Source organism: Streptomyces sp. NPDC012474 (genome assembly GCF_042955185.1).
Lineage (GTDB): Bacteria > Actinomycetota > Actinomycetes > Streptomycetales > Streptomycetaceae > Streptomyces > Streptomyces cahuitamycinicus.
Map to the genome: position 1 here is coordinate 11,718 of NZ_JBIBEP010000033.1, position 13,233 is coordinate 24,950.

A 13,233-nucleotide genomic window follows, 5' to 3' on the forward strand; every position below is an offset into this window, starting at 1 on the left:
CGGGCCCCGGCCCGACGGACCTACTTCTGGAGCACCGAAAGGTCCTCGTCCGCCTCCGGTACGGCCACCGTCCCGCGGTCGTCCGGCAGGGTCTGCACGGTGAAGGCGGGGACGCCGCCCTCGCTCGCGGCCAGGGTGCGGGCCCCGTAGACCGGGCCGCCGGAGACCGGCTCGACCGTGAGCGCGTACGTGCCCTTCAGGCCACCGGGAACCGGGGCCTCTATGTCCTGGGTCGTGCCGGCCTTGATCGTGTACGTCTTCGACACCGGGGTCCCGCCCTCGCTGCCGGCCGAGGCGGTGACCCTGACCGTGGCGGCCGCGCGGGGAGCCGTCAGGGACAGGGTGCTGTCCTTGCCGCTGTTGTCCGCGGACGTCGCACGCGTGCCGACGGGGCGGCTGGCCGGGATGAACGCCGTCTCCTGCTTGGCGCCCTTGCCGCGTACGACGCGCAGGGCCGCGACGACCGGCACGGACCGGTCCGTCGGCGTCAGTACGAGGGAGCCCGCCTCGCCGCGGGTGACGTCGCCCAGATCGACGGCGGTCGTCATGCCGCCCTTGACGTGCACGGTCTCGTGACCGGCCGGGGTGATCAGCCCGGAGGGGGAGGCCAGGCGCACCTTCAGGTCCGCGTCGGCGTCGGCGGGGGTGAAGGCGACCAGGCGCACGGAGGTCGCGTCCTTGGGGATGCCGGGCAGGACCAGGCTGCCCGACGGGTCCGCGGAGGCGGCCAGCCAGTCACCGCCGAGCTTGTCGTCCAGGGCCTGCACGGCGGCGCCAACGCGTCCGCTGCGGACGTTGACGTGCACGGTGAGGTTGGTCTGCCGCTCGTCGGTGAGGGTGGACAGCAGGACCGGCTCGCTGGAGTGCGGCGGGACGGTGATGCCCTCGCCCACCGCGGACTTCAGGACGCCGTCCTTGCCGTAGAGCTCGATGTCGACCACGGCGGCCGAGTCGTCGGGGTTCGTCAGGTGGACGTAGTCGGTGCGGTCGGCGTCCGTACTGACGCCGGGGAACCAGAAGTCGGTGTCCGGAGCGGTGCAGTTGACGCCCTGCAGGCCCCGGCCGGTCCCCGCGGCGACCTCGGTCGTCTCCTGGACCGTCCAGCCGGGCGCGAACCTGCCGTCCGCGGTCCCGACGAGGGCGGGCGCGTCGCCGCCGGAGCTGTCGCCGGTGACCGGCTTGCCGGGCTCCTTGGGAGTCAGCACCGGTTTGGCGGGCTTGTCCTTGCCGGACTTCCCGGCGTCCTTGCCGTCGGCCGGGGCGTCCGCCGACTCCTCGGCGGCCGCCCGGAGTTCGGCCTTGCCACCGCTTCCGGTGCCCTTCGTGACGGGCGTGAAGGAGGTGTAGGACGTCTCGGCGAGGTCGGACGTGCTGGGCGCCGGGCACACCAGGCTCGTGCGCTCCACGGGCAGTTGGGCGGCCGCCTTGGCGGCGGTGTCCGCGCCCGGGGTGTCCGGAGCCGACAGCGCGGCGAAGCCGGTGACGGCGGCGAGCGCGGTCGTGCCGGCGATCAGGGACAGGGTGGTGCGGTTCACTGCTGGCTCCCGTCGGGACGCTCACTGCCCGTGCCGTGGGGGTGGTGCTGCTGGGCCGGGTCGTACGGCGTGCCGTAGCCCTGCTGGTAGGCCTGGTCGTACGCCGCCTGGTCGTAGCCCGCCTGGTCGTAGCCCGCCTGGTCGTACGGCGGAGTCTGCGCCTGGCCCTGGTCGCCGTACGCGTACGGGTCGTACTGGCCGCCCTGGTACGGGTCCGCCGGGTACTGCTGTCCGTAGGCGTCCGCCGGGTACTGCGCGTTCTGGTACTGGTCGCCGTAGTTCGCGTACTCACCGCCCTGGTAGCCGGCGTTGTCCCTCCCCCAGGCTCCGACATCCTCGCCCGGGGAGACCCCCGTGCCGGGGTTCTGCTGCTGGGGCACGGCCACCGGCGGCTGCTGCGGCTGTGGGGGCGGGAACTCCTCGAGTCCGGCGGCCTCTTCGGCCTCGGCGTCCGCCTGGGCGCGCAGGCGGCGGGCGCGGCGGCCCTCGCCGGCGACGGCCTGGGCCGGGACGGCCGGCTCGTCGGGAAGGTCGTCGTCGATGTCGCGGCGCCGGCCGGGCAGGGCGAGCACCACCAGGACGACGGCGAGCAGGCCCTGGGCCCACAGCCAGGCCGTGTGGCCGATCGGGTCGTCGTAGGTGACGTCCAGCCTGCCGCCGCCCGCGGGGAGTTCGAAACCCTGGGCCCAGCCGTCGACCGTCGTGCGGGTCAGCGGCTTGCCGTCGAGCGTGGCGGACCAGCCGTCGGAGGCGGAGTCGGCGAGGCGCAGCAGGCGTCCGCCCGAGCCGGCCGGGATCGTGGTGTGGATGTCCACGGGCCCGGCGGCGACCGGCTGCGGGGTGCCGGAGGAGCCGGAGGCGGGGGCGATGGTGGCGCGCGCGACCTCGCGGTTGACGCGCCACAGGGCGCCGCCGTCCTGCTGGCTGAGGCGGGTCAGGCCGGGCGTGGCGTCGAGGACACGGGTGACCTCGCGGGGCGCGCCCTGGTGGACGAGGACGTAGCGTACGGCGAAGCCGCCGAGCTGGTCGGCCTGGTCGGCGCCGGATCCGGCGACCAGGTTGGCGACGACCTTGTCGAGCCTGCTGTTCTCCCCGTCGGCTGCGGCGATCTCACCGTCCCCGAGGCGGGCGCCCGAGCCGCGGACCAGCATGTAGCCGACGCGGGCACCGGAGTCGCTGTCGAGGACGAGGGTGCGGGCCTGATCGCGGGAGCCGCTCTCCTCGGCGACGAACGCGGGGACCTGGATCGGGTCGCGCCGCTCCAGCGGGCCGTCGGCGCCCCTGATCATCCAGCCTGCGGCGATGAGCAGCGGGCCCGCGGCCGAGGCGAAGGCGATCAGCACGGCGACCGGCTGGCGCCAGCCGAAGCTCTGCTCGGCCACGCGCGCGCGTGCCCCGTCGGCGCCGAGCGCGGCGGCGGCCAGCAGGGCGATGCCGTAGACGAGGGTCGCCGGGCCGGCCCAGGTGGAGCCGTTGGACAGGACCGCGAAGACGAAGCCGACCAGGGCGACCGCCCAGGCCGTCCAGATGCCCGACTGCCGTTCCGAGCGCAGCAGGGCGGCGAGGGCGGCCAGCACGATGCCGATGAGCATGAGGCCGCTGACGGTGCCGGGGCCGCCCGGGCTGGCGCCGAGCAGGTCGAGGGCGGAGGCGGCCGAGGGACCGTACGCGAGGCCCGCTTCCTTGAAGAAGCCGGACGGGAGCAGCGTCAGCGACCAGGGTGCGAGGAGCAGCAGGGGCGTGCCCAGCTGGGCGAGGAACCGCAGCCCGTAGGCCGTGATGTCGCTCCGGCGCCATGCCAGCAGGCCGATGCCGAGGAGCAGCGCGATGGGCCAGACGATCGGCGTGAAGGCGGTGGTGATGGTCAGCAGCAGCGCGTACGCCCAGGTGGCGCGCCAGCTGCCGCGGACTCCGGAGGAGTTCGTCAGGCCGCAGGCCGCGATGCCCGCGCGGGCGATGAGCGGCAGCAGCACGGCCAGGACGGCGGTGCCGATGCGTCCGCCGGCGAGGGCGCCGGTGGCGGCGGGCAGGAACGCGTAGACGACGGCCGCCCAGGCGCGCAGCAGCCGGGACTCGACGAGCGGGCGGGAGGCGAAGTAGGCGGCGACTCCGGCCAGGGGCACCGAGCCGACGAGCAGGACCGTGACGGCGAGGCCGGCCGAGCCGAACAGCAGGGAGGCCAGCATCGCCACGAGAGCGACGTACGGCGGTGCGGACGAGGTGCCGCCGGCGCCGACCGGGTGCCAGGCGTCCAGGTAGCGCGACCACAGTTCGGCGGAGTCGGCCGGGGCGGGCAGCAGGGCGCCGCCCGCGAGCGCGCCGCCGCCCAGCAGCTGGCGGCAGGCGGCCAGGGAGACGAGCAGCAGGACCAGGAAGAGCACCGGGCCGGGCTTGCGCGCGATGCGCTTGAGCCGGGCGAACTGCTCGACCTCCAGGAAGTCGGCGTCGTCGCCGCCGGGGCCCGACTCGACGGCGCCGCCGTGCCGTCCCGCGCCGGCGGCGACCTCCGGGTCGGAGCGGCCGACGAGGCTGCTCGCGATCTGCTCGACGGTGACGCGGACGGTGGCGCCGGGCGGCGGGAACAGCGCCCGCAGCTCGTCCTTGTCGATCCGGGGTGCGCCTCTGCCGCGCCGCCCGGCGAGGATGCGCTCGGGCCTGAGCAGCGTGCCCAGCAGGCCGCGGATCTCGTCGAGGGCCTGCCCTGGGACCTTGCCGACCAGGTAGGCCACGGTTCGCAGCAGCGTGCCGAGCACGATCCGCAGCATCACCCAGGGGAGCACGGCCGTACGCGAGTTGACGAGCAGGGTGTAGACGGCGCCGGCCTTGTCGGCCTTGTGCGGGGAGGCCGTCGTACGGCCCACGCAGTCGACCGTGCGGCGCTCGCGGCTGGACGCCTCGGCGTGGCGGACGACCGCCTCGGGGGCGACCAGGACGCGGTAGCCGGCCGTGTGCGCGCGCCAGCACAGGTCGACGTCGTCACGCATGAGGGGCAGGTGACGGTCGAACCCGCCGAGCTGCTCGAAGACGTCGCGGCGGACGAGCATGCCGGCGGTGGACACCGAGAGCACGTCCCGGACGTGGTCGTGCTGGCCCTGGTCCTGCTCTCGGCGGTCCAGGCCGGTCCAGCGGCGGCCGGAGTTGGCGATGGAGACGCCGACCTCCAGCAGCTGCCGCCGGTCGTACCAGCCGCGGAGCTTGGGGCCCACGACGGCGACGTCCTCGCGGCCCAGCTCGTACTCGTTCTCCACGGCCCGCAGCAGCTGGGCCAGGGCGTCCGGGTCCGGGGCGCAGTCGTCGTGCAGCAGCCACAGCCACTGCACCGGCTCGCCGTGCGGGAGCTCGGGCAGGTCGTAGGCGTCGTCGCGCCACGAGCGCGTGACCGGGTCCCAGCCGCTGGGGCGCTTCAGGTACGGCAGCTCGTCCGGGGTGAGGACCGGGGCCGTGCGGGCGCACTCCTCGACGGCCTGGCCGAAGCCGGTGCGGCGGGCGAGGTGCAGCACCCGGTCGGCGCCGAGGGCGTCGGTGACCAGCTGGGCGGAGGTGTCCGCGCTGCCGGTGTCGGCTCCCGTCGCGTACTGGACGGGCCGCTCCTGGCCGAGCAGCCCGGCGAGCGCGTCGGGCAGCCAGCGGGCGCCGTCGTGGGAGACGAGGACCGCGGTGACCACATGACGCGGAAACTCAGGTGTGGCAGCGGCGTCGTGATGAGCTGCCGAGTGGCTGTGCACGGACATCGAGGTACGGGCCCCGGTTCGGTGGACTGCGGTGGACGCCCGTGCCCGGAGGGGGCGGCGGGGCGTCTCGGACGAGCGACCACACTATCGGCTGCGCAACCAACGGCCCGCCGCCTGTGGATAACCCACGGACGACGGGCCGCTCACGCAGAGGGGTGGGGGTCAGACGGCCGCCTTCTTCAGCCGGCGGCGCTCCCGCTCGGACAGGCCGCCCCAGATGCCGAATCGCTCGTCGTTGGCGAGGGCGTACTCGAGGCACTCGGATCGGACCTCACAGGCGAGGCAGACCTTCTTGGCCTCCCTGGTGGAGCCGCCCTTCTCGGGGAAGAAGGACTCGGGGTCGGTCTGGGCGCACAGCGCGCGCTCCTGCCAGCCGAGTTCCTCGTCCGCGTCGTCGACCAGCAGTTGCTGCACCGTCTCGGTCATGTGCGCCCCTCGTCTGTCTTCGCGTCCCCGTGATCTAGCCGTTACCGATTCCGGCTGAACGACACGAGTGAAATTACAAGTGTGCTGCTCCGGGCGAGTCAAGCCGAGATCTGCTATTGAGCCCCTTATTCACTCTGCGGAACCAAGCCCATGCGGAAAGTGTTCAAATCACCATAAACCCTGACACGCAGGTGGAGCCCGTGAGGACCCGCGCCTTCCGCCGGACTCCTTGCAGACCTCTGAGAGGAAGGACGGCCAGGAGTTCGATCTCGTTCCGACACGCACGCCGAAGCGAAACGGATCACAGTCGGATCACGACTACGCAACGGGGTTTGCCAGCCCGGTTGGACGCCATGTGTCCCGGGCGGGCCATGAACAAACCTTTCATCTGAGCGATCGACCTGATGAGGTGAACCACATCCCACATACCGGGTGCCGAGTTGACAGTGAAGGTGTGAACCGGTGTCCTTGTGGGCATGCTCGCGAACTCGGCAACCACCTCGACCCGCACCGCCGGGTCCCACGGTGCTGCCCGCGCTCGCTGTAGCTGTTGCTGTCCCAGCTGTTGAGCCACACCCGCTCCAGCTGAAGGCCGAGCCACCCGTAGCCCGGCTCCCGTTCCCTCTGACCTTCTTTCACTGAGGAACCACGCACCCCATGAACAGCGACAGCGACCTCCAGATCGCCGGCGACATCCTCGAAGTCACGCACCTCCTCCAGACCCCCCGCGAGCACCCGGCCACCGTCGCCGAGTTCGTCGGACTCGCCCGCTCCCTCGCCGACGACCGCTCCCAGTGGGAGCACCTCGTCCGCTACGACGCCGCCAGCCGCTGGTACCACCGGCTGCGCACCGGCCCGGGCTACGAGGTGTGGCTGCTGTCCTGGGTGCCCGGGCAGGGCAGCGGGCTGCACGACCACGGCCGCTCCTCCGGTGTGCTGACCGTGCTGGACGGCACACTGACCGAGCGCACGGAGCGGGGCACACGCGCCTTGCGGGCGGGCGCGCAGCGCGTGTTCGCGCCGGGATACGCGCACGAAGTCGTCAATGACGCGCTGGAGCCGGCGGTGAGCCTGCACGTCTACTACCCGGGCCTCACCGAGATGCCGATGCACACGGCCCCGCACTGCGAGGCCCGAGCCGTACCGGGTGCCCTGACCGCCTGAGGGGTTGCCGCAGCGCCTGACGGGACGCCGCAGCCGCTCACGGGTTGCCCCGGCCGCCGACCCGTTGTCGTAGCCGCCTGCAAGACTGTCGCCCATGCGCATTGTGGTTCTGGCAGGCGGCATCGGCGGTGCCCGGTTCCTGCGTGGTCTGAAGCGTGCCGTCCCGGACGCGGACATCACGGTCATCGGCAACACCGCGGACGACATCCACCTCTTCGGGCTGAAGGTCTGCCCGGACCTCGACACGGTGATGTACACGCTCGGCGGCGGCATCAACGAGGAACAGGGCTGGGGGCGCGCCGACGAGACGTTCCATCTCAAGGAGGAGCTCGCGGCGTACGGCGTCGGGCCCGAGTGGTTCGGTCTCGGCGACCGGGACTTCGCCACGCACATCGTGCGGACGCAGATGATCGGCGCCGGATACCCGCTGAGCGCGGTGACGCAGGCGCTGTGCGACCGCTGGAAGCCGGGCGTGCGGCTGATCCCCATGTCCGACGACCGTGTCGAGACGCATGTGGCCGTCGAGATCGACGGCGAGACCAGGGCGATCCACTTCCAGGAGTACTGGGTGCGGCTGCGCGCCTCGGTGCCCGCCCGGGCGGTCGTTCCGGTCGGCGCCGACCAGGCGAAGCCCGCGCCGGGCGTCCTGGAGGCCATCGCCGAGGCGGACGTCGTCCTCTTCCCGCCGTCCAACCCGGTCGTGTCGATCGGCACGATCCTCGCCGTGCCCGGCATCCGGGAGGCGATCGCCGACGCCGGGGTGCCGGTCGTCGGCCTCTCCCCCATCGTCGGCGACGCGCCCGTGCGGGGCATGGCCGACAAGGTGCTCGCCGCCGTGGGCGTGGAGTCGACCGCGACGGCGGTGGCCGAGCACTACGGCTCGGGCCTGCTGGACGGCTGGCTCGTGGACTCGGTGGACGCCGCAGCGGCGGAACAGGTCGAGGCGGCGGGGATCCGCTGCCGGGCCGTGCCCCTGATGATGAGCGACATCGACGCGACCGCGCGGATGGCCCAGGAGGCACTGGCACTGGCCGAGGAGGTGCGGGGGGCGTGAGCGGCGAGACCCAGGGGGCCGCCGGGTACCGGGTGTGGGCCCTGGGCGGGATACCGGAGGTCACGGCCGGGGACGACCTGGCGAAGCTGATCGCGGCCGCCGAGCCCGGCCTGGCCGACGGGGACGTGCTGCTCGTCACCTCGAAGATCGTGTCCAAGGCGGAGGACCGGATCGTGCGGGCCGCCGACCGGGAGGCCGCGATCGACGCCGAGACGGTCCGGGTGGTGGCCCGGCGCGGCGCCCTGCGGATCGTGGAGAACCGGCAGGGCCTGGTCATGGCCGCGGCCGGGGTCGACGCGTCCAACACCCCGTCCGGGACGGTGCTGTTGCTGCCCGAGGACCCGGACGCGTCCGCCCGCGCCATCCGCGAGGGACTGCGCGACGCCCTCGGCGTCGACGTGGGCGTCGTCGTCACCGACACCTTCGGCCGGCCCTGGCGCGCCGGGCTCACGGACGTCGCGATCGGGGCCGCCGGAGTGCGCGTGCTCGACGATCTGCGGGGCGGCACGGACGCGCACGGCAATGCGCTCAGCACCACGGTCGTCGCCACGGCCGACGAACTCGCCGCCGCGGGCGACCTCGTCAAGGGCAAGGCCGCGGGGCGGCCCGTCGCCGTGGTGCGCGGGCTCGCGCATCTGGTCGCGGAGGAAGACGACGGCGAGGGAGCGCGGGCCATGGTCCGCGGGGCGCGTGACGACATGTTCCGCCTCGGCACCTCGGAGGCGGTACGGCTGGCCGTGACCCAGCGGCGCACGGTCCGGTCCTTCACGGACGAGCCCGTCGACGCGGGTGCCGTACGGCGGGCCGTGGCCGCGGCCGTGACCGCCCCGGCGCCGCACCACACGACGCCGTGGCGGTTCGTACTGCTGGAGTCGGAGGAGTCGCGCACCCGGCTGCTCGACGCCATGCGGGACGCGTGGATCGCCGACCTGCGGCGGGACGGCAAGTCGGAGGAGTCCATCGCCAAGCGGGTCCGGCGCGGGGACGTCCTGCGTAACGCGCCCTACCTCGTCGTCCCCTGCCTGGTCATGGACGGCTCACACACGTACGGCGACCCGCGGCGGGACGGCGCCGAGCGGGAGATGTTCGTGGTCGCCGCAGGTGCCGGCGTGCAGAACTTCCTGGTCGCGCTGGCCGGGGAGCGGCTGGGGTCGGCATGGGTGTCGTCGACGATGTTCTGCCGGGACGTGGTCCGCGAGGTGCTGGAGCTGCCCGCGGACTGGGACCCGATGGGGGCGGTGGCGGTCGGGCACCCGGCGGAGGAACCGCGGGCGCGGCCCGGGCGGGACGCGGGGGCGTTCATCGAGGTGCGGTGACAGGTGCCCGGCGGCGCCTACGCTCGTAGGGCTGCTCCCTCACATTTCCCAGGGACTTCAGACATGGCAGGACGGTTCGCTCAGCGGCCCTCGCTCCCCCACAGCCCGAAAGGCGTGGGAGGTACCCCCGTGCCGGTGCGCGGTGGGCGGGTCGCCGTGCCTCCGGGAGTGCCTCGGCAGGCGACGGGGCCGGGGAAGGTGCGCGCGTGGATGCCGGACGGGCCGCTGGATCTCGGCCTGGTGCTCGGGCCGTTGCGGCGCGGGCCCGGCGATCCGACGTTCCGCGCGACACCGGACGGGTCCGTGTGGCGCACCTGTCTCACTCCGGCCGGTCCCGGGACGCTACGGGTGTGCGCGTACGACGGTGGGGTGCGCGGGGAGGCCTGGGGGCCCGGCGCCCAGTGGCTGCTGGAGGGGTTGCCGGAGCTGCTCGGGGCGGCGGACGACCCGTCGGCGTTCGTGCCGCGGCACCGGCTGCTGGCGTCGGCCCGGCACCGGCGGCCGGGGTTGCGGCTGACGCGGAGCGGGCTCGTGCTGGAGTCGTTGATCCCGTCGATCCTGGAGCAGAAGGTCACGACCGACGAGGCGTACCGGGCGTGGCGGCTGCTGGTGCGGAAGTTCGGGGAACCGGCGCCGGGGCCCGCGCCCGCTCGGATGTACGTGATGCCGGCGCCTCGGACGTGGGCGCTGATTCCGTCGTGGGAATGGCATCGGGCCGGGGTGGACAACAAGCGCGCCTCGACGATCCTGCGTGCGGTACGCGTTGCCGCGCGGCTGGAGCAGGCGGTGGGGATGGAGCCCGCGGCGGCTCGGGCGCGGCTGGAGCTCGTGCCGGGGGTCGGGCCGTGGACCTCGGCGGAGACGGTGCAGCGCAGTCACGGGGCGGCGGACGAGGTGACGGTGGGGGATCTGCATCTGCCCGGGATCGTGGGGTGGGCGCTGGCCGGGGACCGGGACGCGGACGACGCGGCGATGCTGGAGCTGCTGGAGCCGTATGCGGGGCAGCGGCATCGGGCGGCTCGGCTGATCCTGCTGAGCGGAAGGGTGCCGGCGCGCAGGGCGCCGAAGATGCCTCGGTGGGACATCGGGCAGTTGTGAGCTGTTGGGGTCGAGGCGCTCGGCGTCGGTGCCGGGGGTGGGGCGATCCGCAGCTCGGCGCGACGAGCTGCCGCTGCGCCCACCCTCCCCCAAGCCCTCGGCATCGCTCGAGCAGGGGGACCCCCCATCGCCCCTGGCGGCACGCATGCCCGCAGCTGGGGAGCCGCTCCCTCCCTCCTCGCCCCCCGTGCGTCCTACCGGTCCGACGAGAAGCGGACCGCTCCTGCCGGGATGCGGGCGTCGCACCATATGCGGGCGCCCTCCAGGAGTTCGTTGTCGGGGCCGATCACCGCGCCGTCGCCGATGACCGTGCCCGTGAGGACCGAGCGCCGGCCGACGCGGGCCCGGGTGCCGATCAGGGAGTCGGTGATGACCGCGCCCGGTTCGATGACCGCGCCGGGCAGGATCGTGCTGCCGAAGATCCGCGCGCCCTCCGCGACGAACGCGCCCTCGCCCACCACCGTGCCGCCCGACAGCTTGGCGTCGGAGGCCACCTGGGCCGTCGGCAGAACCAGACGGTCGCCGCAGCGGCCGGGGACGGCGGGCGAGGGGGCCCGGCCCAGGACGAGGTCCGCCGAGCCCCGGACGAAGGCCGCCGGGGTGCCCAGGTCCAGCCAGTACGTCGAGTCGACCATGCCCTGGAGGTGGGCGCCGGCCGACAGCAGACCCGGGAAGGTCTCGCGTTCCACCGAGACCGGCCTGCCGCGCGGGATGGAGTCGATGACCGAGCGGCGGAAGACGTACGCCCCCGCGTTGATCTGGTCGGTGACGATCTCCTCGGGGGTCTGCGGCTTCTCCAGGAACGCCAGGACCCTGCCCGTGTCGTCCGTGGGGACCAGGCCGTAGGCGCGTGGGTCGGTGACCTTGGTGAGGTGCAGCGAGACGTCCGCGCCCGTGGTCTCGTGGGTGTCGACCAGGGCCCGGATGTCGAGGCCCGTCAGGATGTCCCCGTTGAAGATCAGGACCGGGTCGTCGGGGCCGGAGCGCAGCCGTGAGGCCACGTTGCGGATGGCGCCGCCCGTGCCGAGCGGCTCCTCCTCCGTGACGTACTCCAGGTGCAGTCCCAGCGCCGAGCCGTCACCGAAGTACGGCTCGAAGACCTCGGCCAGGTAGGACGTGGCCAGGACGATGTGCTCGACACCGGCCGCTCTCGCTCTCGCCAGTTGGTGCGTGAGGAACGGCACCCCGGCCGCCGGGACCATGGGCTTGGGGGTGTGCACCGTGAGCGGGCGCAGCCTGGTGCCCTTGCCGCCGACCAGGAGGATCGCTTCTGTCACGTGTCGTCTCTGCTTCCTGCCGGGACCGGCCGAACTGTCTTTCGGCCGGTCAGTGTATGCAGACCGTTCCGTGGCGCCTTCGCTGGCCGTGCGGCATTACGTCCCATGCCCCCGCATGCCCCCGACGGCGGTCGAACGTGTACTCAGCGGCCCTGGTAGCGGGCCGCCTTGGAGCGGGCCGAGCCGAGCTTTCCGTAGAGCTTGCGTCCCGGGCACTCGGTCTTGAAGCCGTCCCGGTGCCCCGAGATCACGTTCAGCCGCACCTTCTTGCCTTTCCGGTGGAGATTGCTGCCGGCCGACTTCAGGTACGTCTTCCCCTTCGGGTTCACCCGGTACAGCCCCAGCTTCCAGGCGGTCAGCCGGGCGACGGCCTTGACCGCCGACTTCGACGGCTTCTTGGCGCCGTACGACCCGAGGACGGCGATCCCCATGCTGTTGCTGTTGAAACCAAGCGTGTGCGCGCCGAGGACCGGTTTCGCCACGCCTCCGGCGCGGCCCTCGTAGATCTTTCCGCACTTGTCGATGAGGAAGTTGTAGCCGATGTCCCGCCACCCCATGCTCTTGACGTGGTAGCGGTAGATACTGCGGATGAGTGACGGGACCTGCGAGCAGCGGTAGTTGTTGCCGCTGGCCGTGTGGTGCACGAAGGCTGCCTTGACCTTCTTCGTGTACCGGAAGCCGCTCTCCCGCAACCCCTCGTTCGCCCCCCAGCCGCGCCGCGTGACGATACCCGGGCGCGGGCCGACGTACGGCTTGGCCTGTCGCTGCTGCGCTGTCAGCCCGCCGGGGTCGAGGGCGAGGTACTCCTGCTCGGTCTCGGCCCGGCTCAGTGCCGCGATCTCGGTGGCGCCGAGGGGAGCGAGGCCGGCGTTGGCGGCGGAGGCTTCGGCGCGGGCGGACGCCCCGGCGTTCAGGCCGCCGGTGCGGGGGCCGTCCGCGGCGGCGCCGTGGAGCGGGTCGTCGTCCTCGCCGGGGTCGACGAGTTCGAGGCGCAGGCCCGAGGGCAGCGGGGGCGCCGCGGGCAGGTGGGCGGCCGGGGTCCGCTCGGCGGAGTGGGCTGCCGCATCGTCGTGCCCGGAGCGGACCCGGAGTTCCACGCCGTCGGAGTCGCCCACCCACAGCGGGGCCGTGGCACCGCGGACGCGGCCCGCGGCCCTCTCGGGGGTGTCCGGGTCGGCGGCGTGGTCGGCGTTGTGGGTCTCCACGTCCTGCCAGCCCGACCAGGCGCCGGTGTCGGCGGCGCGGGTGCGGACCTGGACGCGGCCGTGGAGTTCGGCGTCGGGGTCGTCCCAGACGACGCCCACGAGGGAGAAGTGGCGTACGGCCCGGCGGGGCAGGCCCTGCTCGGCGGAGGGGGAGGGGGTGGCGCGGTCGCGGGTGAGGGGTTCGAGCGGGAGGGACTGGGTGCTGCCGGCGGCGTACGGCTCGGCCGCCCGCCGGCTGGTCGGGGTCGTGGCCGGTGCCCCCGCGTGGGGGGCGGGTCTCGCCGTCGCCGCGGCTTCCGTGGCCGGCACCGGTCTCGCCGTCGCCGCGACGGCCGGAGGAGTGAGGGGAAGGGCCAGAGCGGCCGCACAGGTGACACCGATCGAGGAAGCAAGGAATCCACGCATGCCCCTGATCTTGGACATAGTC

9 protein-coding genes are annotated in these 13,233 nt (G+C 73.5%); 4 read left to right on the forward strand and 5 right to left on the reverse strand.

The genetic code is table 11. From position 1 onward, the window contains the following. Nucleotides 1-20: 20 nt before the first annotated feature. The 3 genes from ACFY9S_RS39095 to ACFY9S_RS39105 all read right to left on the reverse strand — a co-directional run bounded on the left by ACFY9S_RS39095 (nucleotide 21) and on the right by ACFY9S_RS39105 (nucleotide 5,692). Complete coding sequence (locus ACFY9S_RS39095; protein ID WP_391138659.1) at nucleotides 21-1,535, reverse strand: DUF5719 family protein; 1,515 nt, start codon at nucleotides 1,533-1,535, stop codon at nucleotides 21-23. Further along, on the reverse strand, nucleotides 1,532-5,266 hold the full coding sequence (locus ACFY9S_RS39100) for a glycosyltransferase (protein ID WP_391138661.1): 3,735 nt from the start codon (nucleotides 5,264-5,266) through the stop codon (nucleotides 1,532-1,534). The genes ACFY9S_RS39095 and ACFY9S_RS39100 overlap by 4 nt, the downstream gene beginning before the upstream one ends. Nucleotides 5,267-5,428: 162 nt before the next feature. Then, nucleotides 5,429-5,692 (reverse strand): WhiB family transcriptional regulator, encoded by a 264-nt coding sequence (locus ACFY9S_RS39105; RefSeq protein ID WP_010034659.1) that lies wholly within the window; start codon nucleotides 5,690-5,692, stop codon nucleotides 5,429-5,431. 657 nt (nucleotides 5,693-6,349) lie between these two features. Between ACFY9S_RS39105 and ACFY9S_RS39110 the strand changes: the two genes are divergently transcribed. The 4 genes from ACFY9S_RS39110 (at nucleotide 6,350) to ACFY9S_RS39125 (ending at nucleotide 10,324) form a co-directional block, all read left to right on the forward strand. Next, nucleotides 6,350-6,856 carry a cysteine dioxygenase gene (locus ACFY9S_RS39110; RefSeq protein ID WP_391138663.1) on the forward strand — a complete coding sequence of 169 codons (507 nt, stop codon included), beginning with the start codon at nucleotides 6,350-6,352 and terminating at the stop codon, nucleotides 6,854-6,856. Nucleotides 6,857-6,950: 94 nt separating this feature from the next. Further along, nucleotides 6,951-7,910, forward strand: coding sequence for a 2-phospho-L-lactate transferase (gene cofD / locus ACFY9S_RS39115; protein WP_391138665.1), 960 nt, complete (start codon nucleotides 6,951-6,953; stop codon nucleotides 7,908-7,910). Beyond that, entirely contained in the window at nucleotides 7,907-9,226 is a 1,320-nt protein-coding gene (locus ACFY9S_RS39120) for a coenzyme F420-0:L-glutamate ligase (protein WP_391138667.1), read from the forward strand. Before cofD ends, ACFY9S_RS39120 begins: the two co-directional genes overlap by 4 nt. Nucleotides 9,227-9,289: 63 nt before the next feature. Continuing rightward, nucleotides 9,290-10,324 carry a DNA-3-methyladenine glycosylase family protein gene (locus ACFY9S_RS39125; protein ID WP_391138669.1) on the forward strand — a complete coding sequence of 345 codons (1,035 nt, stop codon included), beginning with the start codon at nucleotides 9,290-9,292 and terminating at the stop codon, nucleotides 10,322-10,324. 194 nt (nucleotides 10,325-10,518) lie between these two features. Here the strand turns inward: ACFY9S_RS39125 and ACFY9S_RS39130 are convergent, their stop codons facing one another. Both ACFY9S_RS39130 and ACFY9S_RS39135 read right to left on the reverse strand, forming a co-directional pair. After that, nucleotides 10,519-11,601, reverse strand: a complete 1,083-nt coding sequence (locus ACFY9S_RS39130; protein WP_391138671.1) for a sugar phosphate nucleotidyltransferase — start codon at nucleotides 11,599-11,601, stop codon at nucleotides 10,519-10,521. A gap of 143 nt (nucleotides 11,602-11,744) precedes the next feature. After that, nucleotides 11,745-13,211 carry an N-acetylmuramoyl-L-alanine amidase gene (locus tag ACFY9S_RS39135; RefSeq protein ID WP_391138673.1) on the reverse strand — a complete coding sequence of 489 codons (1,467 nt, stop codon included), beginning with the start codon at nucleotides 13,209-13,211 and terminating at the stop codon, nucleotides 11,745-11,747. Between the last annotated feature and the right edge of the window lie 22 nt (nucleotides 13,212-13,233).

Coding starts and splice junctions, on each gene's coding strand:
- ACFY9S_RS39135 (WP_391138673.1), bottom strand. CDS start 13,211: ATGCGTGGATTCCTTGCTTCCTCGATCGGTGTCACCTGTGCGGCCGCT.
- ACFY9S_RS39110 (WP_391138663.1), top strand. CDS start 6,350: ATGAACAGCGACAGCGACCTCCAGATCGCCGGCGACATCCTCGAAGTC.
- ACFY9S_RS39125 (WP_391138669.1), top strand. CDS start 9,290: ATGGCAGGACGGTTCGCTCAGCGGCCCTCGCTCCCCCACAGCCCGAAA.
- ACFY9S_RS39105 (WP_010034659.1), bottom strand. CDS start 5,692: ATGACCGAGACGGTGCAGCAACTGCTGGTCGACGACGCGGACGAGGAA.
- ACFY9S_RS39100 (WP_391138661.1), bottom strand. CDS start 5,266: ATGTCCGTGCACAGCCACTCGGCAGCTCATCACGACGCCGCTGCCACA.
- cofD (WP_391138665.1), top strand. CDS start 6,951: ATGCGCATTGTGGTTCTGGCAGGCGGCATCGGCGGTGCCCGGTTCCTG.